Below are 22,690 nucleotides of genomic sequence, written 5' to 3'. Positions count from 1 at the left end.
TGGTGCCGATAATAGGAGTCGAACCTACGACCTTCGCATTACGAATGCGCTGCTCTACCAACTGAGCTATATCGGCATGATGAGGCTGTGTCATGCGGGATGAATCTCGGGGGGACACGTTATGCAAAAGCGGTTAAAGAGTCAATAGGCGTGCGTGCGTATGCCGATAAAAGCAGCAAATAACCGTTCAAGATCAACCTGCGGCTACATTATCACCTGTTCCTCACTCGCCAGCCCCCGGATCACAGGGACCCGCAGTGTTCTATAGTTAGCACTCACCTGCCCTAAATCGCAGCCAGGGCTACCATTCCCGGCCTAGGCTAAGAAGGAGAGATATGCAACTACTCGGTGTACACCACTGCGCCCTGGCGGTACATGACATGGACCTGATGCTGGGATATTACCGTGACGCCCTCGGTATGACGCGGCACCCCGCCAAATATAACTGGCTCAACGCGGGCCGGGGATTTTGCCTGCACCTGATGCCGTCGACCGGTGCGCGGACAATCCGGGATCCCTCGCGTCATATCGCGTTCCAGGTAGAGGATCTTAACCGTTGCGCCGTCTGGTTACTTGCAAAAAGACTAAAGCCTTACCAGATGTCCACCGAGATGGCGGTATTTTGGGTTATGGACGGCGCCGGAGCTTTGGATAAAGGTATCGGCACCCTTTTCCTGGATGACCCGGAGGGCAATACCCTGGAGTTTATCGAGCGGGATCGCGGGATTTTTAGCCGGTATGACGACGGGCTGTAAAAGCTGGCAAGTATGATTGGCCATAGTAGCGGAGTAAGCGCCTGCTATCATCTAGCGACTCAAGCAGCGGTAAGCCAAAATGCCGATATGAATAGCTGATTATCCACCGCCGGCATCAAGGCCGATCGCGGCGCGCTATTATTTATTTACTCGTAGCTGCAGTCATCGCTGCGGCATCCGTGCCGCTGCCTTATACCCGGATTGAATTATCCCCATAGCCAATCCACTTATAGGTGGTAAGCGCTTCCAAACCCATTGGGCCGCGCGCGTGGAGCTTCTGGGTACTGACCGCCACTTCCGCGCCCAGGCCGAACTGGCCGCCGTCGGTGAAGCGAGTGCTCGCATTCACATACACCGCCGAAGAATCCACCTCGCGCACAAAGCGCTGCGCATTCGCCAGTGATTGGGTCAGGATGGCATCCGAATGTTGGGTACCGTAATTGCGGATATGGTCCACGGCCTCTTCAAATCCGCTCACGACCTTGACATTTAAATCCAGGGAGAGCCATTCATCATGATAATCAGCCTCCGCAACCGGCACGCAGGTCGCCGGGCCGTCGGCCAGATATGGCCTGGCGCCGTCGTCGGCGTGCAGCGTCACCCCAAGGCCGTGCATATGCCGGCTTAAACGGCTCAGGAAGGCCGAGGCGACCGCTTCATGCACCAGCAGGGTCTCAAGCGAATTGCAGGCGCTGGGGCGCTGGATTTTAGCGTTTTCTATCACTTTCAGCGCCGGTTCAACGTCGACGGTTTCATCGGCGTAAATATGGCATACGCCGATGCCGCCGGTTATTACCGGTATGGTGGAGTTTTCACGGCACAGCTTATGCAGCCCCGCGCCGCCGCGCGGGATAAGCATATCCACGTAGCGATCGAGTTGCAGCAGCTCGTTGACCAGAGCGCGATCGGGATTGTCGATAGCCTGCACCGCGCTTGCCGGCAGACGGCACTCCACCAGCGCCTGCTGGATGGCTTTTACCGTGGCGGCGTTGGTGCGGTGGGTCTCTTTACCGCCGCGCAGTATCACCGCGTTGCCGGTTTTCAGACATAATGCCGCCACGTCCACCGTCACATTGGGGCGGGCTTCATAAATCACGCCCACCACGCCCAGCGGCACGCGGCGGCGCTCAAGCTGCAGGCCGTTGTCCAGCCTGCTCCCGTCGATCACCTGTCCCACCGGATCGGTCAGGCGGCAGACCTGGCGTACATCGGCGGCAATGGCGGTTAAGCGCGCCGGCGTCAACAGCAGGCGATCCAGCAGGGCGTCGCTCAGGCCGTTTAGCCGCGCGTCGCTCATATCGAGCGCGTTGGCCGCCAGGATATCCGCGCTTTGCGCTTCCAGACGATCGGCGATGGCCAGCAGGGCCCGGTCTTTGTCGGCGCTGCTCAGCACGGCCAGTTGCCAGGAGGCCGCTTTGGCGTCTTTGCCCATTTGCTCAAGCATAGCTACTCCTTAATAGATGATCATATCGTCGCGGTGGATGGCGACCGGCCCGTATTCATAGCCCAGGATGGCGCTGATATCCTGCGAATGCCGCCCGGCAATCATACGCAGCGCATCGCTATTATAGCGGCTGACGCCATGGGCCAAATCTTTACCGTCCAGGCCGCGAATACGCACCACCACGCCGCGGGAAAAGTCACCGTCCACCGAGCGGATGCCCTTGGGCAATAACGAGCTGCCCCGCTCGCGGATCGCCGCCAGCGCGCCGTTATCGACGGTGATATCACCCGCCGGCGGCGGACCGAACAGCCAGCGCTTACGGGTTTCCAGCGGCATTTCGAGCGCATGGAAGCGGGTGCCGACCGGCATGTCCGCCATCATATCGCCAATAACGCCCGGCTTGTGGCCCGCGGCGATCACCACATCGACGCCGGCCCGGCTGGCGACATCCGCCGCCTGGATCTTGGTGGCCATGCCGCCGGTGCCCAGGCCGGAGACACTGTCGCCGGCGATGGCGCGCAGCGCGTCGTTGATGGCCGTGACTTCGGTTATCAGCGTGGCGTCGGGGTTGGTGCGCGGGTCGGCGGTAAACAGCCCGGCCTGATCGGTCAGCAGCAGCAGTTTATCGGCGTCGGCCAGGATAGCCACCAGCGCCGAGAGATTATCATTATCGCCGACTTTGATTTCGGCGGTGGCCACCGCGTCGTTTTCATTGATAACCGGCACAATGCGGTAATCCAGCAGCGCGCGCAGCGTGTCGCGGGCGTTAAGGAAACGCTCGCGGTCTTCCATATCGGCGCGGGTGAGCAGCATCTGGCCGATATGGATGCCATAGATGGAAAACAGCTGCTCCCACAGCTGAATCAGGCTGCTTTGGCCGACGGCGGCCAGCAGCTGTTTTGACGCGATAGTGGCCGGCAGCTCGGGATAGCCCAGATGCTCACGGCCGGCGGCGATGGCGCCTGAGGTGACAATCACTATCCGGTGGCCGGCGGCGTGCAGCTGCGCGCATTGGCGCACCAGTTCTACGATATGGGCGCGGTTAAGCCGGCGCGATCCGCCGGTCAACACGCTGGTGCCCAATTTCACAACCAATGTCTGGCTGCCATCCATAACATTTCTACCGTGATGAAGTTAAAAAGACGCGCCTGGTCTTTATAAAAAAAGAAAAAGCGCTATGCCCGCCAGCATAACGCGAAATAAGATAAAAAGCAGGTGCCTGATGGTGTCAGTCTCTCAGGACAAAAGGCTTTTCTTTAAAGCTATCCGCCGGTTCGAGCGTCATTTCAAGCGATACGATATAAGCGCGCAGGCGTTTATGGAAAGCGCGCAGCGAGCTTTCCAGCTTATCGATCACGTCCTGGTCGCTGATTTTTTCTTCATTCCAATGGCCGGATTTGTCGAACATACCCAGGTGGTAGGCATAGGTATAACGTTTTTCTTCAGCTTCCAGATCGATCCACCATCCCCAGAATTCACGTTTTTCCGGCGAAGGCTGCATATTGATGCAAACCGCCAGGCAATCAAAGAAAAAATGATTGTCGCTGCACTGCCCTTCGCGAATATAGGGCCCCAGGGCGGTAAATCCTTTCATCAATCGGCTTTTCGGGTGTCCACTTACTAACGCCATGCTGATAACCTCAAATACCACAAAATGAATTTTTCATCTCTTTGTTTAGCAAACTAATAGGATTAAGCAAATATGATTCTTCACATTTTTGCCAGCCAATCACTGATTTCAAGCAATGCCCGATGAAAATTCTGGTAAACCGGCGCCGATTTTATGCGCAATGACGCGCCGGACAGCGATGACGACGCGATAAGCGCCGCCTCCTCCTTGGGGCTAAAAGGATCGTTATCCCAAAAACCCGCCAGCATCGGCGTCGGGCAGCGCCTGCCCAACAGACCCTGAGTCTTGAGGGAATAGCGGCTCAGCTCGATTTTCAGCGCCGCGTCCGAGGCATGGGCCATGCCCATGCGGCTGGCCAGCACATCCATGAACATATCCGGCGCTTTATCCTGGCGCGCGGAGTCGGTAAGCAGAGCGTGCACCACCGGTCCCAGACAGGCGACGCCGCGCAGGCGCTGAGACTCCAGATAGGCCAGCCGGACGGCGATATTGGCGCCGAAACGAAAACCAAACGCCGTAACGCGCCGGGAATCGATCCAGGGAACCTCCGCCAGGCCTTTTAGCACCTGTTGATGAAGAAAACTGGAATCCTGGTTCAGGGTCCATTTGGACGAAAAACCGATAGACGGCATGTCGATGGTCAACATCGCCATGCCCGCCGGGGCAAAGTAGTCATGGAACAGCCGATAGGTATCGTTTTGCAACATATCCAGGCCGCCGCACACCAGCACGGTGGGAAACGGGCCGTAGCCTTGCGCCGGCAAATGCAAAAAGCCCGTTACGCTGCCGCCGCCGGCGATGGGGAAGTTCAGCGCCTTCAACTCATAGCTCAACCGCGAGGCCGCTTCTTCCCAGGCGCGATTGGCCAGGGTTTGCGCCTGTTCCGCCAGCAGATCGCCGCACAGATGGGGATAGGCGGCCACGCTGTAGAAATTGGCCGCCTGTAGCCAATGCTGCCCGGCCAGCGCCGCATCCGGTTCATCCATGCCGCGCTGTTGCCATGTCATGCCCTGATGGGACCACTCATATATCCAGTTGCCGGGCCGATAGCCGATCACGGTATCCAGCAGGCGATCGTCGGTCCTGTCGCTGTTGCTGGCGGCGATTCGGGCCAGCACCTCTTCAATTTCCCAGGGATTGATGCCGCGCCAAATCCACAGCAGGCGGTTGATCATACGGTACCAGTTGCCGGGATTAGTGCCATCGAGGGCGGCGAGGATGGCGGCTTGCCTGCCGATATGACGTGGCCGGGTGACCAGTGTCGAGGTTTCCTGTTGCTTGAATGTGGGTTTAAACAGTACTTCGCTCAGATTGGTGCCGCTCATTGAGCCATCGCCTCCGCCAGTCAAAATCCATGAATGAGGAATTATATTAGCAAGGTTGCTCATTAAGCGACAAATAAACCGACGCCCGGCATGGTGCCGGGCGTGCGATCGGGGATTGTGCGGGTTTAATCGGCCGTGCAACCGGCCCGGGCAAAACGTCTGGTTACCCGATACTTATTTGCCCACCAGCGGGGGAATAAATACCACGCCCATGTCCCAGGGCTGTTCAATCCAGGTATCCTGCGGGATATCGACCATATAGTCATCCACCAGCGGTCGGCCGGCGGGTTTGGCGAAAATCGTCACGAAATGGGCTTTGGGATACATATCGCGGATGGCTTTGGCCGTGCCGCCGGTATCCACCAGATCGTCTATGACGATAAAACCCTCGCCGTCACCCTCGGCGCGTTTAAGCACCTGGAGTTCGCGCTGGTTGTTATGGTCGTAACTTGAGATGCAAACCGTGTCCACATGGCGGATATTCAGCTCGCGCGCCAGCAGCGATCCGGGCACCAGGCCGCCGCGGCTGACCGCGATAATACCCTTCCACTGTTCTGCGGGGAGTAGCCGTTGGGCCAGTTTCCGCGCCTGAATTTGCAACATGTCCCAGGTTACGACGTATTTTTCGCTCATAAATGCTGTCCCAGCCGGATTGGGTCGGCTTAATAGTACAGGGAAAAAAGGTTGCGCGAGATTATAAAGACGACACCGCCGAAATACCAGCGCTACCGCCCTTTTTAACCGCGGTTTCCCACCAGGGCAACGTAAAGTGGTATTCTTTATTCCTCTTTGGTAACCATGCGACCGTCTGCGGGCTGTTTGTTAACGACCAGACCGGGTCTTACGTTGTAACAGGAGTTTTTATCGTGTCTGAACTGACTCAACTTTCACCTCAGCCATTATGGCAGATATTCGCCAAAATCTGCTCCATTCCCCATCCCTCTTATCATGAGGAAGCGCTGGCGACCCATATCCTGCGCTGGGCGCAGGAAAAAGGCCTGCATGGCGAGCGCGATGCGGTGGGTAATGTCCTGCTGCGCAAGCCCGCCACGCCGGGTTATGAAAAACGCCAGCCGGTGGTGTTGCAGGCGCATCTGGATATGGTGCCGCAGAAAAACAGCGACACCATTCATGATTTCGCCACCGATCCCATCCAGCCTTATGTCGATGGCGACTGGGTCAAGGCGCGCGGCACTACGCTCGGCGCCGATAACGGCATCGGCATGGCCTCCGCGCTGGCGGTGCTCGCCGACGACAGCGTGCAGCACGGTCCGCTGGAAGTGTTGCTGACCATGACCGAGGAAACCGGCATGGCCGGCGCCTTTGGCTTACAGCCGGGCTGGCTGCAGGCCGATATCCTGATCAATACCGATTCCGAGGAAGAAGGCGAAATCTATATGGGCTGCGCGGGCGGGGTTGATTTCAAAACCGTCCTGCCCCTTGAACGCGAAGCGGTGCCGGCCGGTTACCAGACCCTTAAGCTGACGGTAAAAGGATTGAAAGGCGGCCACTCCGGCGGCGATATCCATCTGGGCCTGGGCAACGCCAATAAACTGCTGGCCCGTTTCCTGTCACGGCACGCCCATCAGCTGGACATCCGGCTGCTGGATCTCAACGGCGGCACCTTGCGTAACGCCATTCCGCGCGAGGCCTTCGCGACTCTCGCCCTGCCGCAGGAAAACGCCGAAAGCCTCAATGCCCTGGCGCAGGAATACCTGGCGGTGATCAAGGCGGAACTGGCGGCGGTGGAGAAAAAGCCGGCGATCCAGATTGAACCGGCCGCCACGGACGCGCAAGCGTTGACCAAAGCCTGCGGCGATCGTTTTATCGCTCTGCTTAACGCCACGCCCAACGGCGTGATCCGCATGAGCGACGACGTCAAGGGTGTGGTGGAAACCTCGCTGAACGTGGGCGTGGTCTCGATGGAGACTGATAAGGCGATGATCCGCTGCCTGATCCGCTCGCTTATCGACAGCGGCAAGGATGACGTGGTGGGCACGCTCACCGCCCTGGGCCGGCTGGCCGGCGCCGAAACGGCCGCCAAGGGCAGCTACCCGGGCTGGAAACCGGACGCCAATTCACCGGTGATGCATCTGGTGCGCGAAACTTACCAAAAGCTGTTTAATAAAACGCCCAATATCCAGGTGATCCACGCGGGACTTGAATGCGGTCTGTTTAAAAAACCCTACCCGCGCATGGACATGGTCTCTATCGGGCCAACCATCACCGGACCACACTCCCCGGATGAACAGGTGCATATCAAAAGCGTCGGCCAATATTGGATATTGCTTACCGCGCTGCTGAAAGCCATTCCTGAAAAAAACTGAATCTGCTGAAGATTAAATTCCGCGCATCGGTTTGAGACGGGTCTGGCGGAATAACGCGTAGCGCGCCGGGGATCAATACGCCGGGAGCGTAGTGAAACAACGGCGGAGACGTCGGCCCGCAGGGCGGTTCACATGGATGTGAACCCTCATCGCGCGTCCGAACCTACACCGATGTCTTTACGGCGTCTTATGATCGTGACCAACACTGCGCGTCCATGCCTTAGGGAAGAGGCGGGTTGCGCATATCGTCTTCCCAATCGAGCATCAGCTGACGTTCGATTTGCGGATCCAATAACGTCACATGCAGCCCCACCAGCCGCACGCCGCGATCCCCTCGCCGCTGATCCCAGGCCTGGCGCGCCGTGCGCAGTAGATCCTCTTTATTCAGCTTCGGCCAGACATGCTCCTGGGTGGTCTGCTGAAAATCGGCAAACTTCAGTTTAATCCCCTGCCGGGCGACATGCAGATCCGGCCTGACCCGGGCCAGGCGGCGTTCCAGCTCCGGATAGAGCAGTTCGATAATGGCCTCGCACTCGGCCCAAGCGACGATATCTTCCGCCAGCGTGCGCTCGACGCCGACGGATTTACGCAGCCGGTCGGATGAGACCTCCCGTTCATCAATGCCCTGGGAACGCTCCCAGATAGCCCGGCCGAATTTACCGAACTGCCGCAAAAGCGTCGCCAGATCGCAGCGTTGTACGTCCAGGCAGGTGATTAAGCCCATATCGGCAAGTTTCTTTGCGGTGACTTTGCCGACGCCGGGGATTTTGCTTAAGGGCAGTCGCGCCAGAAAAGCCGGCACCTGATCGGGGGTGATCACATATTGTCCATTGGGTTTATTTAAATCAGAGGCAATTTTGGCTAGAAATTTCACCGGCGCCACCCCGGCCGAGGCGGTGAGATGAATCTCGTCGGCAATCTGCCGGCGGATGGCCTGGGCAATCCTGGTGGCCGACCCGCTGTGATGATGGCTGTCCGTCACATCCAGGTAAGCCTCGTCCATCGACAGCGGTTCAATCAACGGCGTGTATTGACTGAAAATGTGCCGGATATGTTCCGAGGCTTCTTTATAAGCCGCCATGCGGCCGGGCAGCAGTTTTAAATGCGGACAGAGTTTCAGCGCCATGGCGGTGGACATGGCGCTGTGCACGCCGAATTCCCGGGCCGGGTAATTGGCGGTGCTGATGACCCCGCGCCGGTCCGCCCTGCCGCCGATGGCGATGGGGATATCGCGTAAAGAAGGATCGTCGCGCATTTCCACCGCCGCGAAGAAACAATCCATATCGATATGTATGATTTTACGCATTAACCCCCCTTAACTGTACAAGTATACAGTAAGGCGACGAATTTATACAAAACGTATCTTGATAAATATACAGGCAGTGATATCGTGTCGCTGTTTTAGTTGTTTTACTTGCCGTTTTTAAAGGGTCCGCCGACAACCTCCGGTTGCCCGGCATCTTTATTATTTTGACTACGCAGGAATGATAATGGGCAAAATCGCACTGCTATTTGCGATATTGTTTTGTATACCGGCAATGACGTCCGTCAGTTATGCCAGTGAGCAGGCGCAGCCGCAGGTATCGAAAGAATTAAAAGCACAATTATTAGGCTCACCGGTTTTTATTCAAATCTTCAAAGAAGAACGCACGCTTGAGCTTTATGCCAAGATGGGTAATGAATACCGCATGCTGGGCAGTTACCGCATTTGTAATTTCTCCGGCGGCCTGGGTCCCAAGCGGCAGGAAGGGGATTTTAAAAGCCCCGAGGGGTTTTATTCTATTACCAATCGTAACCTGAATCCGAACAGCCATTATTATCGGGCGATAAATATCGGTTTCCCCAACGCCTTTGATCAATCAAAAGGCTACTCCGGCGCCATGTTGATGATCCATGGCGATTGCCGTTCGATTGGCTGTTACGCCATGACCGACGGGTATATCGCCGAAATATATCAATATGTGGAGGCCGCGCTGCAAAACGGACAGGCACAGGTGAACATTCATATTTTCCCGTTCCGCATGACCGAGGCCAACCTGCAGCGGCACCGTTTTTCATCCTATTACCCGTTCTGGCGTTCGCTTGAACCGGGGTATGCCTATTTTGTCCGTTACCACCAGCCGCCGGCTGTGGCGGTCGTCAACGGTCAATACACCGTAAGCGCGCCGCTGCAATTAAACAGCGGCACCCCCGTGGTTTCACAGTTCGCGCTCACCGAACCGAAATAATACGCTCTCGCCTGGCGCAATCTTGTGCCAGGTTTCATTCCCGGTCAGCGGCTGCGTGGCGATAACGGTGACCACGTCATTGGGCGTGGTCTGCTGCTGAAAATCGATCTCCACATCCTGATCAAGCAACGTCGCCTTGCCAAACGGCGCCCGCCGGGTGATCCAGTATAGATCGGTGGAACAATACCCCATCACAAAACGGCCATCCGACAACAGCATATTAAATATGCCCTTATGCCGCAGTTCCCCGGCAAGCGTCGCGATATAACGAAATACCGCCGGCCAGTTAGCCGGCGTGCGCGGATACCGCGCCGCAAGATTGGCCAGCAGCCAGCAAAAAGCATATTCGCTGTCGGTCTGTCCCACCGGCCGATAGCATCCGGTATCCAGCTGGCGGAATCCCTGGAGCTGGCCGTTATGGGCGAACGTCCAATTGCGCCCCCACAGCTCGCGGGTAAATGGATGGGTATTTTCCAACGATACCTTGCCGCGGTTGGCCTGGCGGATATGGGACACCACCGCGCGGGATTTAATCGGATAATCCTGCACCAGCCGGGCGATAGGTGAATTGAAGCTCGGCAACGGATCCTTAAAAGTCCGGCAGCCCAACCCCTCGTAAAAGGTAATGCCCCATCCATCCTTATGCGGCCCGGTGCGGCCGCCGCGTTGTACTAACCCGGTAAAACTGAAGCAAATGTCCGTCGGTACATTGGCACTCATCCCGAGCAGTTCGCACATGACCCGTCTCCTATACCAGAACGCCTGGACGCCGTAGTTACGCGACCGCCGCCATTTCTTTTTCAATCAGCTGGATCAGGATATGGATAGCCTTGATATGGATTTCCTGAATACGATCGGCGTAACCGAAATGCGGCACCCGAATCTCCACATCGGCGGTACCGGCCATTTTACCGCCGTCCTTACCGGTGAGCACGATGACCTTCATGCCTTTGGCGCGGGCCGCCGCCACGGCGCGGATGATATTGGCCGAATTGCCGGACGTGGATATGCCGAGCAGGACATCGCCTTTATTTCCCAACGCTTCAACATAACGGGAAAAGACAAAGTCGTAGCCAAAGTCATTGCTGACGCAAGACAGATGGCTGGGATCGGAAATAGCGATAGCCGGATAGGCGGGACGGTTATCGCGATAACGGCCGGTCAGTTCCTCGGCGAAATGCATGGCGTCGCAATGAGAACCGCCGTTGCCGCAGGACAGCACCTTGCCGCCGGATTTAAAGGAATCGGCAATCAGTACGGCGGCGTCTTCTATCGACTGCAGATGGCGATCGTCGCTGAGGAATGTGGCAAGCGTTGCCGCCGCTTCGTTAAGTTCACTACGAATCAAGTCCTGATACATGGTTCCCTCGGTATAGGCTGGCTAAGTTAATCAGTTATCCAGCCCTCAGTTTACCGGATTGGCTAAACCACGAGAAGCGAAGTTAATCCCGCGCCCTTGCGTTACCACATGGAATCTGCTGTTTTGACGATTACTTTACCAATGCCTCGGTGGAAATACTGATGGCTACGGCGTCGCTGACCATAGGCGCATATTTGTCCATGGCAAAATCAGAACGCTTGATAGTGGTGGTGGCGTTAAATCCGACCGCCTGTTTTTTCTCCATCGGATGCTCGCCTTTCTTGTTCAGCACCGCATCCAATATCACCGGTTTGGTAATATTTTTAATCTTCAGTTCACCATAGACTTTATATTTATTGCCGCCTTCGCTGACAATTTTGGTGCTGCGGAAGGTGGCCTGCGGATAGGCCGCCTGATCGAAATAGTCCTTGCCCTTGAATTCATCCGTCAATGCCTTGACGTGGGTATCCACCGTGGCGATCGGAATAGACACATCCACCGTTGAACGGGCGATATCGGCGTCATCCAAATGGATATTGCCGGTAACGTCTGAAAAATCAGCGGTGGGATTGGAGAAACCGAAATGGTTCCAGGAGAACACCACCGAGGTATGGGCTGGGTCCATGGCGTACGTCTGGGTCGCCGCCTGGGCAAAACCGGCAAGCAGCCCGAAGCCGATAGCCAAAGGTGCTGCTAATTTTTTTGCGTTAATCATCTGTCTCTCATTCCGTTGCGGTTAAAAGTATTAATGATAGTCGCCTTTTTTGGTGCTTTATGCTGCCGAAAAAATTTGTCCTATTGATTCAGTCATTTTGACCAACCTGCCCTGCCGGAATTAATTCCGCCGGGAAAGGCATAAATCAGATAAGCTTAGGCGCATTTAGCCGTTTAACCGTCTAAACGTCCCGATTGTTAATTATGCCAAGCGTGTTATATTGAGTTAAAAACCGGCTTTTAAGAGTGGTATTTAGCCATGAGCAGCACCTACGTTCCACAAAGCAAACTCCCCGCCTTGGGCACCACCATTTTTACCCAGATGAGCGCACTGGCGCAGCAGCATCAGGCCATTAACCTGTCCCAGGGATTTCCCGATTTTGACGGCCCGGATTACCTAAAGGCGCGGCTAGCGCATCATGTGGCCCAAGGGTCTAATCAATATGCGCCGATGACCGGCGCGCTTACGCTGCGCGCGGCGATTGCCGATAAAACCGAACAACTGTACGGCTGGCGCCCCGACCAGGATCTTGAAGTGACGGTCACCGCCGGGGCCACGGAAGCCCTGTTCGCCGCCATCAGCGCTCTGGTGCGCACCGGTGATGAAGTGATATGTTTTGATCCCAGCTATGACAGTTATGCCCCGGCGGTGACCCTGGCCGGGGGCGTGACCCGGCACATTGCGCTTTCGCCGCCGTCGTTTCGCGTCGACTGGGCGGCGTTTGGCGCCCAGCTTAATGACCGCACCCGCCTGGTAATCCTTAACACGCCGCATAATCCGTCCGCCACCGTTTGGCGGGAAGAGGACTTTACCGCGCTTTGGCGGGCCATCGCCGATCGGGAAATCTATGTGCTGAGCGACGAAGTGTACGAACATATCTGTTTCGCCGCCGGCGGCCATGCCAGCGTGCTGACGCACCCCGGACTGCGCCAGCGCGCCATTGCCGTCTCCTCGTTCGGTAAAACCTATCATATGACAGGTTGGAAGGTGGGTTATTGCGTGGCGCCGGCGGCGCTAAGCGCCGAAGTGCGAAAAGTGCATCAGTACCTGACCTTTGCCGTCAATACCCCGGCACAGCTGGCGCTGGCCGATATGCTGCGCGATGAGCCGCAGCATTGGCAGCATCTACCCGATTTTTACCGCGACCGCCGCGATCATCTGGTGCGGGCGCTGGCGCCAAGCCGTCTGGAGCTGTTGCCCTGCGAGGGCACCTATTTCCTTTTGGCGGACTACAGCGCGGTGTCGGATATGAATGATGTGGACTTCTGCCGCTGGCTCACCGTTAACATCGGCGTGGCCGCCATCCCCTTATCGGTATTCTGCGCCCAACCCTTCCCGCACAAACTGATTCGGCTATGTTTTGCCAAACAGGATGCCACCCTTGATGCCGCCGCGGAGCGTTTATGTCAACTTTAAATATCAGCCTGTTGCAACAACCGCTGACCTGGATGGACGGCGAAGCCAACCTGGCTCATTTCGACGGCCTGCTGGGCGAAGCCCGGGGACGCGACCTGATTATCCTGCCTGAGATGTTCACCACCGGCTTCGCCATGGAAGCGTCCGGCAGCGCGCTGCCCCAGGACCGGGTTGAGGCGTGGCTGCAACAGTGGGCGGACGCCACTGACGCCATGATTGGCGGCAGCGCGGCCATCGGCACGCCGCAGGGCGCGGTCAATCGCTTTTTTCTGGTGGAACCGCGGGGCCGGATCCATATTTATGACAAACGCCATCTGTTTCGCATGGCGGACGAACATCAATACTATCAGGCGGGTAAAACGCGGGTTGTGGTGGACTGGCGCGGCTGGCGTATCCTGCCGCAGGTCTGTTACGACCTGCGCTTTCCCGCCTGGTCGCGCAACCGCCAGGATTACGATCTGGCGTTGTATGTCGCCAACTGGCCGGCGCCGCGCGCCAACCATTGGCAAACCCTGCTGGCGGCGCGCGCCATCGAGAACCAGGCCTATGTAGCGGGCTGTAACCGCGTCGGCGCTGACGGCAACGGCCATCAGTACAGCGGCGACAGCATGATTATCGACCCGTCCGGTAATGTGCTGGCCCAAGGCGCGCCGCGGCAGGCGACACGCCTGGACGCAAGCCTGTCCCTCGCCAGCCTGCGCGAGTACCGCGAGGCTTTTCCCGCCTGGCTTGACGCCGATAGCTTTACGCTCGATGGCGAAGAGGCTTGATTCCCCCGAGAGTCGGATCCGCCATAGGAACCGATCAGCGGCGGTAAATGAAACCGTCGCCGCCCCGCGGCAGTGCAACTATCCTGCCATAGCCTGAAGACGGAACATTTCCCGCCGCGTGCGGCGAAAGTTTCGCACCAAAAAAGGGCTTTCCCGCCGCCATGCGCACCATAACGCGACATGTTCATCCCGGCCTGCGGCGCGGTGCCGCGTATACCGGGATTCCCCCCGGCCCCGGCCTGTGCGTATATTGGAACGCGTCTTGCTTAATCCACCATTGAGTGAAGATAATGATACCGGCGGACCCTGGCGATGTTACTCTAGCCGATGCCCCTGGACACAGGAGAAGCGCGGCATTGTCAACGTGACCACAGCAAGAGTATAAGCAGCATGAAAAGTGAATATATCGATCGTCCGGCCATCCTGGCGGAAGTAAACGCCGCCTTTTACCAATACGAACAAGCGTTGATCACTAATGATGTCGCCACGCTCAACGAATTGTTCTGGCACGACCCCCGCACCGTCAGGTATGGCGCCGGAGAAAATCTTTATGGTATCGAGGCGATCCAGGCTTTTCGCGCGGCGCGATCGCCGGCGGGCCTGGACCGGGTGCTGCAGAATACGGTCATCACCACTTTTGGCGACGATTTGGCGGTGGCCAGCACCGAATTTACCCGCGCGGGCAACGATAAAACAGGTCGTCAAACCCAGACCTGGGTGAAATTGGCCTGCGGCTGGCGCATAGTCGCCGCGCATATCAGCCAGATGAGCTGAAAAACCGTCCTTCCCGCGGTGAGCCGGTCTTGGGCGCGCGGGAGGATTTTCAGGCCGGTTTATCTTCTCCCGCCGCTGGATGTGCGGCCGCGAAGGGATGATGGGTAATCCAGTGATCGGCGATATCCTGGCGGCGGCAAATCCATACCCGCTCATGCTGCTGCACATAATCAAGGAAACGTTGCAGGGCGCGAAACCGCCCCGGCCGTCCGAGTATCCGGCAATGCATTCCCACCGACATCATCTTCGGCGACGTTTCCCCCTCCGCGTACAGCACGTCAAAACTGTCTTTAAGGTAAGTGAAAAACTGCTCGCCGCTGTTAAACCCCTGCGGCGTGTTAAAACGCATATCGTTCGCCTCAAGGGTATAAGGAATGATTAAATGCGGTTTGACCGAACCATCCGTGCACGCCACCTGCGTCCAGAATGGCAAATCGTCGCCATAGTAATCGCTGTCGTAAAGTATGCCGCCGTGTTCCACCACCAGCCGGCGGGTATTGGGACTATCACGTCCGGTATACCAACCCAGCGGCGTCTTGCCGAACAGTTCGCTTAAAGTATCTATCGCCTGCTGCATATGCTGGCGTTCGGTTTTGGCGTCCATCCCCTGATAATGCAGCCAGCGCCAACCATGGCTCACCACATCGTATCCCGCGTCCTTGATGGCCTCGACCACCGGGGGGTTGCGCGCCAACGCCATGGCAACGCCGAATATGGTCAGCGGAAGCCCGCGCCGCCCGAACTCCTGCTGAATGCGCCAGAAGCCGGCGCGCGAACCATATTCATATAAAGATTCCATCGACATATGGCGCTCGGGATAACTGGCGGCGCCGATAATATCCGACAGGTATTGCTCGGAACCCGTGTCGCCGTGCAAGACGTTATTTTCGGAGCCTTCTTCATAATTCAGCACGAACTGCACCGCTATCCGCGCCTGTTCCGGCCAGGCGGCATGAGGGGGCTGGCCGGCATAACCGATCAGATCGCGCGGATAGTTTTTATTAAACGAAAAACTTTTTTTGTCGGTCGCTTCACTCATGATCAGTTCCTTTTAAAGATCCGGTGTCTAAGTTTAGTCCGCGAAAAGGCGCTGATAGTTCTTTAGCCGGCAGAAAAACCGCCCGCCGGTCGGGAGGCTGTCATGACACCGCCGGTGAACGGCCCGGGGACGTGCTATTGCATGGCGTGGGGTCATACCCTACTATTGCTGCACTCGCGGCCATGGATAGTCAGATGGCCGGATATTCTTCAATTTTTGCCGTGGAGTGAACGTTATGCCGCTGGTTCGTATCGATATCAAGAAAAATCCCGACCCTACCTATATCGGACGGGTGGGTAAAATCGTCTACCAGGCGATGAAAAGCGCCATCAATGTGCCCGAGGCTGATAATTTCCAGATTCTCGGCGAGCATGACGGCGATCATTTTATTTATGACGCCGGTTATCTCGGCATTAACCGTACGGATAAGCTGGTCATCATCCAGATTACCCTGAATGAGGGCCGCAGCACCGAGCAAAAAAAATCGCTCTACAAAACCATTGCCGGTGGACTGCGCGAGGCGCTGGGCGTTTCGCCAGAAGATGTTTTTATCAATCTGATTGAAGTCAAAAAAGAGAATTGGTCGTTTGGCAACGGTATTGCCCAGTATGCAGGTTGACGGGCGCCGGGAATAGTCTCATTACGCCGCGCGGCATTTGAAATTCGCCGCGCTATTTTGCGTGAGGCGTATAAAACAACACGGGCCGCAGCGAAAACGCGGCAGCCCGTTAGGAATTAATTGGCGGTGTGGACGGGACTCGAACCCGCGACCCCCGGCGTGACAGGCCGGTATTCTAACCGACTGAACTACCACACCGCACATGTGCTTTGTCGGGAAAGCGAGGCGAATAGTACGGTCAGCGCCGGTCGCCGTCAATGCTTTTTGCCGGGCAATATGTTGTTTGGCGATATTTTGGACATAATGTTGAATAATCAGCCGGAACGAAGGATTTCAATGGGTTTGATCTTCGCTTTCAGGCCGCCACAAACAGCTGCCGCCCTTTTTCTTCACCAGGTCGAGACGGGATTCATGGGCCGTCATTTCCTCATCACTGGCGTAAATAACCTTTAACTGCGACTGCGCGCGCACCACCCGCTGGATAGTTTCCCCGCCGTCCGCATTGCGGCGCCCGCTCTCACCCTCCATGGAAAAGCGCATGGACGTCTGCCCGCCGGTCATGGCCAGGTACACTTCCGCCAGGATTTCGGCATCAAGCAAGGCGCCGTGCAGCGTGCGCTTGGTATTATCGATAAGATAGCGATCGCAGAGCGCATCCAGGCTGTTGCGCTTGCCCGGGAAGAGCTTACGCGCCATGAACAGGCTATCGGTGACTTTGCAGAAGGTGTCGGTTTTGCCTATCCCGCGGTTAAGCTTGCCGAACTCGTAATCCATAAAGCCGATATCGAAAGGCGCGTTATGGATGACCAGCTCGCCGCCGCGGATAAACTCGATAAATTCATCCGCCACCTGATCGAAGGTGGGTTTATCCGCCAGGAATTCATCGCTGATGCCATGTATATTATAGGCTTCCGGCTCAATTAGCCGATCCGGTTTCAGGTAAACGTGGAAGTGTCTGCCGGTGAGCCGGCGGTTGATCACTTCAACCGCGCCGATCTCGATAATCTTGTGGCCTTCGTAATGAAGCCCCAGTTTGTTCAGACCAGTGGTTTCGGTATCCAGAACAATCTGGCGCGTAATTCCAGTGCCCGTTGCGTTCATTTATGTCAGACTTGGTTTTTTCAACATGAAGGTAGTCTACCAGAGATGCAGAAACAGGTAGAAATTTTCACCGATGGATCTTGCCTGGGCAATCCCGGGCCGGGCGGTTACGGTGCCATACTGCGCTATAAGCAGCATGAAAAAATATTCAGCGCCGGTTACCGGCTTACCACCAACAACCGCATGGAACTCATGGCGGCCATCGTTGCGCTGGAGGCGCTCAAGGATCCCTGCGAAGTGGTTATCAGTACCGATAGCCAGTATGTGCGCCAGGGCATTACCCAATGGATTCATAACTGGAAAAAGCGCGGCTGGAAAACCGCGGAGAAAAAACCGGTCAAAAACGTCGACCTGTGGCAACGGCTTGATTTAGCCATCCAGACCCATGTACTGCGTTGGGACTGGGTAAAAGGCCACGCCGGCCACCCGGAAAACGAACGCTGCGACGAGCTTGCCCGCAGCGCGGCGGGGAGTCCCGCGTTCGACGATATCGGATACCAGCCGGAAAAATAGCGCGGGATCAGTTGCTCCGGCTGGCGGCGCCAACCGTGCGCCGGATCGATGCTTTGAGGGTTTTGCTTTTTAAGGGATTAAGCGTGAGCGGGAACGTCCGTTTGCGCGCAACAATCACGCTCAGGCAGCCGATGGCGGGCAGATGCTCGCTCAGCAGGCGTCCGCCCCGCCGGCGCCACGGCAGCACCTGTAGGCGCGAGCGATGCATCACTTCAAAATTAAGCACGCTAAGCCAGTCAAGCAACCGCATCTGGGTATACATCCGGCTGCGATACGGCTGGCGGCGCTGCAGTATTGGACAGAGTTTGCCGATGCCCAGCAGGCTGACCGGGTTGAACGTGGTAATAATCAGCCAGCCGTCGTCAATCAATACCCGGTCGATCTCCCGCAGCAGGCGATGCGGATCCGAGGTGTAGGATAGCGTGTGGGCCAGCAGGCAGGCGTCGGTGGATTTGTTGGCGAACGGCAGTTGAAAGGGGTCGGCGATAACGTGCAGGTTAGCCCCTTTGACGCCGACATTGACCTGATGTGAAATTGCGCATTCACTGGTATCGATATCCGCGCTGAGCGCGCCGATTTTAATAAGATGAAAGCCGAATAATTTAGGCCACCAGGGCAGCAGGCACGTCTCCAGCGCCCGACGATAGTTATCTCCGTATGGGAGGTCATCCCATGAGGTTGGCGCGATGATAGGCTGCGTAATTTGCGCTGGTTTCATGTTTGACTATCTTCTAATTGCCATAAGAAAAAATGAACAGAGGTGAGCAATGAATCTTATCAGTATTCCCGCGTTTGCGGACAATTACATTTGGCTTTTGCATAATGACGCGCAGGAATGCATTATCGTCGACCCCGGCGAATCGGCGCAGGTCATTGCCGAACTGGCCGCCAGGCGCCTGACCCTTAAAGCCCTGTTTTTGACCCATCATCACAGCGACCATGTGGCCGGCGTACCGGCGCTGCTCAGGCATTTCGACGTGCCGGTTTATGGCCCACAGGAGACCGCGAGCAAGGGAGCCGACCATATTGTCGCGGAAAACGATCGGGTGAATGTGCTCGATATGACCTTTTCCGTGCTGGAATTGCCCGGTCATACGCTAGGACATATCGGATTTTATAGCGCACCCTATCTATTTTGTGGCGACACGGTCTTCTCCGCCGGCTGCGGGCGGCTGTTCGAAGGCACACCAAAGCAAATGTATGAATCTTTTCAAAAGGTTAAAAAGCTGCCACCCGAGACTTTGCTCTGCGCCGCCCATGAGTATACATTAGCCAATTTAGCCTTCGCACGCTCAATTTTACCTGAAGATTCAACGATCGCGGCGTATGAATGCGAAATTAAGCAATTACGGGCAAAAGGCCAAGCCAGCCTGCCTGCAAAGCTACAATTAGAGGGTAAAATTAACCTATTCTTACGCTGCCATGACATTGATTTACAAAGAGTATTAGACCCACATCATGCGCTTCACGAGGAATGGCGCGTTTTTGCCCTATTACGGGAGAAGAAGGATCATTTCTAAAGGTTTAGGTTGTAATGTCGGAATGTTCAAAGTATTATTGCTTGTCTTTTAAGCAACTATTGACATACAGATGAAGACTCATGCGATCTTAATCGCCTCGGTCTTGCTCGTGGGTTGCCAGTCGTCCAGGTCGGCCGACTCGCCTCCCGAACAGCATGCACAGAGTGTTTCTTCGGCAGGTCAAGGTGAAGCAGGAAAGTACACAGACGGCCGAGCGATCTCGGCGCGATGGCTTGGAGATTCAAGTCTCGCGCAACCCGATTTGTGGAACTTCATTAGCGACGAGCTGAAGATGCAGATACCGGAAAACGCCCGGATCCGCGAGCAAAAAAAGCGTTATTTAAGTAATAAGAGCTATCTCCACGATGTAACATTACGGGCAGAGCCGTACATGTACTGGATTGTCGAGCAGATAAAGCAACGAAAAATGCCGATGGAACTGGTACTGCTACCCATAGTGGAGAGCGCTTTTGACCCTAAGGCGACATCCGCCTCAAACGCGGCTGGCCTTTGGCAGATTGTGCCCACAACCGGCAGGAATTATGGTCTAAAGCAAAATCAATGGTATGACGGTCGCCGTGATGTAGTCGCGTCCACTACCGCCGCGCTGGATATGATGCAACGCCTCAATCGCATGTTCGACGGCGATTGGTTGCTGACTATCGCTGCGTATAACAGCGGCGAGGGGCGTGTCTTGCAGGCAATGAAATCCAATAAAGCGAGGGGGAAACCCACCGATTTTTGGGCACTGTCACTGCCGCGCGAGACCACTATCTACGTACCGAAAATGCTTGCGCTTAGTAATATTATTAAGAATAGCAAACAATACGGTGTTGTCTTGCCGAAAAGCAATGACGATCACGCCCTGGCGCGGGTAGAAGTGGGACAGCAGATTGGTTTGAGCCAGGCGGCGGAAATGTCGGGTTTGTCGTTAACGAAGCTGAAAAGCTTCAATACCGGCTATAAACGTAATGTAACCGCGCCAAACGGCCCGCATTACATTATGTTGCCCAAAGCCCATGCCACACAGCTGAGGGACTCGCTGGCGGTAGGCGACATCGCAGCGGTGCAGCAATCCACACAGTTGGCGGATACGGCGGTCAGCGGCGCGAAATACCAGGTACGTTCCGGAGATACATTGTCGGGCATCGCCAAACGTCTTAACGTGAAGGCGAGCGACTTGTTGAAATGGAATAAACTGCGTACCAGCAGCAATCTGAAAGTCGGGCAAACGCTGCAGGTGGCTGACAACAGCACCGGCGGAAAAGCCGGACAAACGCTGCGGGTGGTTAACAACGGCGGCAGTATCACCTACCAGGTACGAAAGGGTGATTCACTGTCCAGCATTGCCAAACGGCATGGTGTCGATATTCAGGACGTTATGCGTTGGAACGGCGCACTGGATAACGCCGGCGCCCTGCAGCCAGGCATTAAGCTAACGCTGTTTGTTAACGGCAAAGCCACCGATTCCTGAGCAATTACGGCATAAAAAAACAAGCACTTCCGTGCTTGTTTTTTTTTATGCCTGGATCATGCGGCACTCATTTAGCCGGCGTGGGGTATACCCACTATTTTGGTTTCCGGCACTGTTTTATCGGTACGTTTATGCGGTTCGAACTCAACCAGCAGGGGGTTATGATCCGAGGCTTGCGTAACCAGTACCGAGGCCTCGGTGACCTTTAGGCCGCGATAAAACACAAAATCCAGCGGACGGCCGAAAGCGCGGCGGCGCTGATCGTCAAGAAACTTCACTTCGCGCAGCGTCATGCGATCGGCAAAACGATATAACGCGGTAATCCGCTGCCGACTCCAGGCGTTGAAATCACCCGCCATGATAACCGGTCCCTGGTGATTGAGGATTTGCTCGCCAATCGGCCCCAATTGCTTGCTGTAGACATCCACACCCAGGCTGAAGTTAACCGCATGGATATTAACCACCATCATCAGCTGGCCGTCATAGAGAGGATACACGGTGACCAGGGCCGATTTAGCCAAACGCAGCAGCGGCTCACGCTCGCGCAGCGGGCAGCAGTATACCGGATGCGCCGCTGACAACGTCATGACACCCGACGGATGCTGTGGAAAAATCAACGCCGGCACCTGGTCGGTCGCCAGGTAATTCGATGTGGCGAACCTCACCAGCTCAGGGGTGGTTTGTGCTTCCTGCAATAATACCAGTTGGGCATCCTTGCCGAACCCTTGCAGCACAGAGAGCCAATCAGCACGCTGCTGTTTGTAGATGTTCCAGACCATTACCCGCAATAGCTTGGATCCCGGCAGCGGTTCTCCGGGAGGCAACGCTTGACCAAGGCGACTGAAGGCAAGTGGGGGGAAAATACGCTCAACCGGCTGTCCCGCAACATACCTGACTGAATATGTTTTTTTTGCCACGGTTACCGCCTATATAACTGTTTCTTTAGCGTCTGTGTGATGATGAATTGTTTCATTTGGACAGCTATTTTTTACCCACAGACATTGTTGCGACCACAATATTTTATAAAATGCTTAACTTATAAATTCAATGCCAAGGCAAACTATGCCTCGGCTTCACTCAGTGTATCATAAAATTTGTTTTAACCGGGGCCCCGCGCCGGCACGCCCTTCCGCATAAGTCCCAGTGAGTTAATAATAGTCCAATTAATTAATTGAAAGCCTATGATAATTAATGAATTTAATCGGGGGATTATCGGATGCGGATGGGCCAGGAAAAACGAAATATTTGTCACAATAATGTACAGCAGACCCTTTAGGCATAAAAAAAACCCTGAACAGATGTCCAGGGCTTGATTTAGTGTGGCGGTGCGGACGGGACTCGAACCCGCGACCCCCGGCGTGACAGGCCGGTATTCTAACCGACTGAACTACCGCACCACGATTCGGTACTACACCCAAACTTAACATTTGCGGGGTCAACGCATGTCATAAAACCGTTTGTGGTGCTTCACCAACGCCTCTCGTTACACTCGAGGTATCGGCCTTAATGGATGCCTGGCAGTTCCCTACTCTCGCATGTGGAGACCCCACACTACCATCGGCGCTACGGCGTTTCACTGCTGAGTTCGGCATGGGGTCAGGTGGGACCACCGCGCTACTGCCGCCAGGCAAATTCGTTTGACCCACCGTCATCCCTTGCGGCATGACCATCGGCCTTTAT

The 22,690-nt window shown here is 55.9% G+C and carries 23 protein-coding genes, 3 tRNA genes and 1 rRNA gene; 10 read left to right on the top strand and 17 right to left on the bottom strand.

The features are described 5' to 3' along the window. A tRNA-Thr gene (locus tag VGC33_RS14965) sits at positions 1-76 on the bottom strand. A gap of 259 nt (positions 77-335) precedes the next feature. Here VGC33_RS14965 and VGC33_RS14960 point away from each other — a divergent pair. Beyond that, a complete protein-coding gene (locus VGC33_RS14960; RefSeq protein WP_331121563.1) occupies positions 336-755 on the top strand; it encodes a VOC family protein in 420 nt (139 codons plus the stop codon). A gap of 190 nt (positions 756-945) precedes the next feature. On the opposite strand, the gene proA is transcribed toward VGC33_RS14960, so the two are convergent. The 5 genes from proA to gpt form a co-directional block, all read right to left on the bottom strand. Beyond that, a complete protein-coding gene (gene proA, locus VGC33_RS14955; RefSeq protein WP_331121562.1) occupies positions 946-2,199 on the bottom strand; it encodes a glutamate-5-semialdehyde dehydrogenase in 1,254 nt (417 codons plus the stop codon). 9 nt (positions 2,200-2,208) lie between these two features. Then, positions 2,209-3,312, bottom strand: a complete 1,104-nt coding sequence (proB, locus tag VGC33_RS14950) for a glutamate 5-kinase (protein ID WP_331121561.1) — start codon at positions 3,310-3,312, stop codon at positions 2,209-2,211. A 115-nt stretch (positions 3,313-3,427) separates the two neighbouring features. Beyond that, the gene (crl, locus tag VGC33_RS14945; protein WP_331121560.1) at positions 3,428-3,829 is read right to left on the bottom strand and encodes a sigma factor-binding protein Crl; all 402 of its coding nucleotides are present in this window, start codon (positions 3,827-3,829) and stop codon (positions 3,428-3,430) included. 80 nt (positions 3,830-3,909) lie between these two features. Next, positions 3,910-5,154 carry an esterase FrsA gene (gene frsA, locus VGC33_RS14940; protein WP_331121559.1) on the bottom strand — a complete coding sequence of 415 codons (1,245 nt, stop codon included), beginning with the start codon at positions 5,152-5,154 and terminating at the stop codon, positions 3,910-3,912. Between the two features lie 174 nt (positions 5,155-5,328). Beyond that, positions 5,329-5,787, bottom strand: coding sequence for a xanthine phosphoribosyltransferase (gpt, locus tag VGC33_RS14935; RefSeq protein WP_331121558.1), 459 nt, complete (start codon positions 5,785-5,787; stop codon positions 5,329-5,331). Between the two features lie 233 nt (positions 5,788-6,020). Between gpt and VGC33_RS14930 the strand changes: the two genes are divergently transcribed. Further along, the gene (locus VGC33_RS14930; protein ID WP_331121557.1) at positions 6,021-7,481 is read left to right on the top strand and encodes a beta-Ala-His dipeptidase; all 1,461 of its coding nucleotides are present in this window, start codon (positions 6,021-6,023) and stop codon (positions 7,479-7,481) included. Between the two features lie 220 nt (positions 7,482-7,701). Here the strand turns inward: VGC33_RS14930 and dinB are convergent, their stop codons facing one another. Next, on the bottom strand, positions 7,702-8,787 hold the full coding sequence (gene dinB / locus VGC33_RS14925) for a DNA polymerase IV (RefSeq protein ID WP_331121556.1): 1,086 nt from the start codon (positions 8,785-8,787) through the stop codon (positions 7,702-7,704). A gap of 184 nt (positions 8,788-8,971) precedes the next feature. Between dinB and dpaA the strand changes: the two genes are divergently transcribed. Then, positions 8,972-9,709: a peptidoglycan meso-diaminopimelic acid protein amidase gene (dpaA, locus tag VGC33_RS14920; protein ID WP_331121555.1), complete on the top strand. Its 738-nt coding sequence runs from the start codon at positions 8,972-8,974 to the stop codon at positions 9,707-9,709. Here dpaA and VGC33_RS14915 read toward each other — a convergent pair. The 3 genes from VGC33_RS14915 to VGC33_RS14905 form a co-directional block, all read right to left on the bottom strand. Then, positions 9,680-10,447: a class II glutamine amidotransferase gene (locus VGC33_RS14915; RefSeq protein WP_331121554.1), complete on the bottom strand. Its 768-nt coding sequence runs from the start codon at positions 10,445-10,447 to the stop codon at positions 9,680-9,682. The two genes, dpaA and VGC33_RS14915, sit on opposite strands and share 30 nt — an antisense overlap. A gap of 37 nt (positions 10,448-10,484) precedes the next feature. Beyond that, on the bottom strand, positions 10,485-11,069 hold the full coding sequence (gene lpcA, locus VGC33_RS14910; RefSeq protein ID WP_331121553.1) for a D-sedoheptulose 7-phosphate isomerase: 585 nt from the start codon (positions 11,067-11,069) through the stop codon (positions 10,485-10,487). A gap of 130 nt (positions 11,070-11,199) precedes the next feature. After that, positions 11,200-11,784, bottom strand: a complete 585-nt coding sequence (locus tag VGC33_RS14905; protein WP_331121552.1) for a YceI family protein — start codon at positions 11,782-11,784, stop codon at positions 11,200-11,202. A 258-nt stretch (positions 11,785-12,042) separates the two neighbouring features. Here VGC33_RS14905 and VGC33_RS14900 point away from each other — a divergent pair, with 258 nt between their 5' ends. From VGC33_RS14900 to hpxZ, 3 genes are all read left to right on the top strand, one after another. Continuing rightward, a complete protein-coding gene (locus VGC33_RS14900; protein ID WP_331121551.1) occupies positions 12,043-13,200 on the top strand; it encodes a pyridoxal phosphate-dependent aminotransferase in 1,158 nt (385 codons plus the stop codon). Then, on the top strand, positions 13,188-13,970 hold the full coding sequence (locus tag VGC33_RS14895) for an amidohydrolase (protein WP_331121550.1): 783 nt from the start codon (positions 13,188-13,190) through the stop codon (positions 13,968-13,970). The genes VGC33_RS14900 and VGC33_RS14895 overlap by 13 nt, the downstream gene beginning before the upstream one ends. A gap of 390 nt (positions 13,971-14,360) precedes the next feature. Then, positions 14,361-14,744: an oxalurate catabolism protein HpxZ gene (gene hpxZ / locus VGC33_RS14890; RefSeq protein ID WP_331121549.1), complete on the top strand. Its 384-nt coding sequence runs from the start codon at positions 14,361-14,363 to the stop codon at positions 14,742-14,744. A 49-nt stretch (positions 14,745-14,793) separates the two neighbouring features. On the opposite strand, the gene puuE is transcribed toward hpxZ, so the two are convergent. Continuing rightward, positions 14,794-15,783, bottom strand: coding sequence for an allantoinase PuuE (gene puuE / locus VGC33_RS14885; RefSeq protein ID WP_331121548.1), 990 nt, complete (start codon positions 15,781-15,783; stop codon positions 14,794-14,796). Between the two features lie 235 nt (positions 15,784-16,018). On the opposite strand from puuE, the gene VGC33_RS14880 reads away from it, so the two are divergent. Continuing rightward, positions 16,019-16,402, top strand: a complete 384-nt coding sequence (locus tag VGC33_RS14880) for a tautomerase family protein (RefSeq protein WP_331121547.1) — start codon at positions 16,019-16,021, stop codon at positions 16,400-16,402. A 121-nt stretch (positions 16,403-16,523) separates the two neighbouring features. Here VGC33_RS14880 and VGC33_RS14875 read toward each other — a convergent pair. Together VGC33_RS14875 and dnaQ are read right to left on the bottom strand one after the other, a co-directional pair. Continuing rightward, positions 16,524-16,600 (bottom strand) — tRNA-Asp (locus VGC33_RS14875). A 135-nt stretch (positions 16,601-16,735) separates the two neighbouring features. After that, complete coding sequence (dnaQ, locus tag VGC33_RS14870; protein WP_331121546.1) at positions 16,736-17,503, bottom strand: DNA polymerase III subunit epsilon; 768 nt, start codon at positions 17,501-17,503, stop codon at positions 16,736-16,738. A gap of 45 nt (positions 17,504-17,548) precedes the next feature. On the opposite strand from dnaQ, the gene rnhA reads away from it, so the two are divergent. After that, on the top strand, positions 17,549-18,016 hold the full coding sequence (gene rnhA / locus VGC33_RS14865) for a ribonuclease HI (protein ID WP_524535656.1): 468 nt from the start codon (positions 17,549-17,551) through the stop codon (positions 18,014-18,016). A gap of 7 nt (positions 18,017-18,023) precedes the next feature. On the opposite strand, the gene VGC33_RS14860 is transcribed toward rnhA, so the two are convergent. Beyond that, positions 18,024-18,734, bottom strand: coding sequence for a class I SAM-dependent methyltransferase (locus VGC33_RS14860; protein WP_331121545.1), 711 nt, complete (start codon positions 18,732-18,734; stop codon positions 18,024-18,026). Positions 18,735-18,783: 49 nt separating this feature from the next. On the opposite strand from VGC33_RS14860, the gene gloB reads away from it, so the two are divergent. Both gloB and mltD read left to right on the top strand, forming a co-directional pair. After that, a complete protein-coding gene (gene gloB / locus VGC33_RS14855) occupies positions 18,784-19,536 on the top strand; it encodes a hydroxyacylglutathione hydrolase (protein WP_331121544.1) in 753 nt (250 codons plus the stop codon). A 70-nt stretch (positions 19,537-19,606) separates the two neighbouring features. Next, complete coding sequence (mltD, locus tag VGC33_RS14850; RefSeq protein ID WP_331121543.1) at positions 19,607-21,010, top strand: murein transglycosylase D; 1,404 nt, start codon at positions 19,607-19,609, stop codon at positions 21,008-21,010. Between the two features lie 71 nt (positions 21,011-21,081). Here mltD and VGC33_RS14845 read toward each other — a convergent pair whose 3' ends face one another. From VGC33_RS14845 to rrf, 3 genes are all read right to left on the bottom strand, one after another. Continuing rightward, positions 21,082-21,927: an endonuclease/exonuclease/phosphatase family protein gene (locus VGC33_RS14845; protein ID WP_331121542.1), complete on the bottom strand. Its 846-nt coding sequence runs from the start codon at positions 21,925-21,927 to the stop codon at positions 21,082-21,084. Between the two features lie 403 nt (positions 21,928-22,330). Then, positions 22,331-22,407, bottom strand: a tRNA-Asp gene (locus VGC33_RS14840). A gap of 115 nt (positions 22,408-22,522) precedes the next feature. Next, positions 22,523-22,638, bottom strand: a 5S ribosomal RNA gene (gene rrf / locus VGC33_RS14835). Positions 22,639-22,690 lie beyond the last annotated feature (52 nt).

The organism is Acerihabitans sp., assembly GCF_036398755.1.
Lineage (GTDB): Bacteria > Pseudomonadota > Gammaproteobacteria > Enterobacterales > Enterobacteriaceae > Acerihabitans.
The sequence above is the reverse complement of the archived record's forward strand: the minus strand, read 5'-3'. Positions and strand labels throughout refer to the sequence as shown.

What these genes read in the sequence shown, in the direction of transcription:
- VGC33_RS14960 (WP_331121563.1), top strand. Translation starts at nt 336, where the DNA reads ATGCAACTACTCGGTGTACACCACTGCGCCCTGGCGGTACATGACATG.
- proA (WP_331121562.1), bottom strand. Translation starts at nt 2,199, where the DNA reads ATGCTTGAGCAAATGGGCAAAGACGCCAAAGCGGCCTCCTGGCAACTG.
- proB (WP_331121561.1), bottom strand. Translation starts at nt 3,312, where the DNA reads ATGGATGGCAGCCAGACATTGGTTGTGAAATTGGGCACCAGCGTGTTG.
- crl (WP_331121560.1), bottom strand. Translation starts at nt 3,829, where the DNA reads ATGGCGTTAGTAAGTGGACACCCGAAAAGCCGATTGATGAAAGGATTT.
- frsA (WP_331121559.1), bottom strand. Translation starts at nt 5,154, where the DNA reads ATGAGCGGCACCAATCTGAGCGAAGTACTGTTTAAACCCACATTCAAG.
- gpt (WP_331121558.1), bottom strand. Translation starts at nt 5,787, where the DNA reads ATGAGCGAAAAATACGTCGTAACCTGGGACATGTTGCAAATTCAGGCG.
- dinB (WP_331121556.1), bottom strand. Translation starts at nt 8,787, where the DNA reads ATGCGTAAAATCATACATATCGATATGGATTGTTTCTTCGCGGCGGTG.
- dpaA (WP_331121555.1), top strand. Translation starts at nt 8,972, where the DNA reads ATGGGCAAAATCGCACTGCTATTTGCGATATTGTTTTGTATACCGGCA.
- VGC33_RS14915 (WP_331121554.1), bottom strand. Translation starts at nt 10,447, where the DNA reads ATGTGCGAACTGCTCGGGATGAGTGCCAATGTACCGACGGACATTTGC.
- lpcA (WP_331121553.1), bottom strand. Translation starts at nt 11,069, where the DNA reads ATGTATCAGGACTTGATTCGTAGTGAACTTAACGAAGCGGCGGCAACG.
- VGC33_RS14905 (WP_331121552.1), bottom strand. Translation starts at nt 11,784, where the DNA reads ATGATTAACGCAAAAAAATTAGCAGCACCTTTGGCTATCGGCTTCGGG.
- VGC33_RS14900 (WP_331121551.1), top strand. Translation starts at nt 12,043, where the DNA reads ATGAGCAGCACCTACGTTCCACAAAGCAAACTCCCCGCCTTGGGCACC.
- VGC33_RS14895 (WP_331121550.1), top strand. Translation starts at nt 13,188, where the DNA reads ATGTCAACTTTAAATATCAGCCTGTTGCAACAACCGCTGACCTGGATG.
- hpxZ (WP_331121549.1), top strand. Translation starts at nt 14,361, where the DNA reads ATGAAAAGTGAATATATCGATCGTCCGGCCATCCTGGCGGAAGTAAAC.
- puuE (WP_331121548.1), bottom strand. Translation starts at nt 15,783, where the DNA reads ATGAGTGAAGCGACCGACAAAAAAAGTTTTTCGTTTAATAAAAACTAT.
- VGC33_RS14880 (WP_331121547.1), top strand. Translation starts at nt 16,019, where the DNA reads ATGCCGCTGGTTCGTATCGATATCAAGAAAAATCCCGACCCTACCTAT.
- dnaQ (WP_331121546.1), bottom strand. Translation starts at nt 17,503, where the DNA reads ATGAACGCAACGGGCACTGGAATTACGCGCCAGATTGTTCTGGATACC.
- rnhA (WP_524535656.1), top strand. Translation starts at nt 17,549, where the DNA reads ATGCAGAAACAGGTAGAAATTTTCACCGATGGATCTTGCCTGGGCAAT.
- VGC33_RS14860 (WP_331121545.1), bottom strand. Translation starts at nt 18,734, where the DNA reads ATGAAACCAGCGCAAATTACGCAGCCTATCATCGCGCCAACCTCATGG.
- gloB (WP_331121544.1), top strand. Translation starts at nt 18,784, where the DNA reads ATGAATCTTATCAGTATTCCCGCGTTTGCGGACAATTACATTTGGCTT.
- mltD (WP_331121543.1), top strand. Translation starts at nt 19,607, where the DNA reads ATGAAGACTCATGCGATCTTAATCGCCTCGGTCTTGCTCGTGGGTTGC.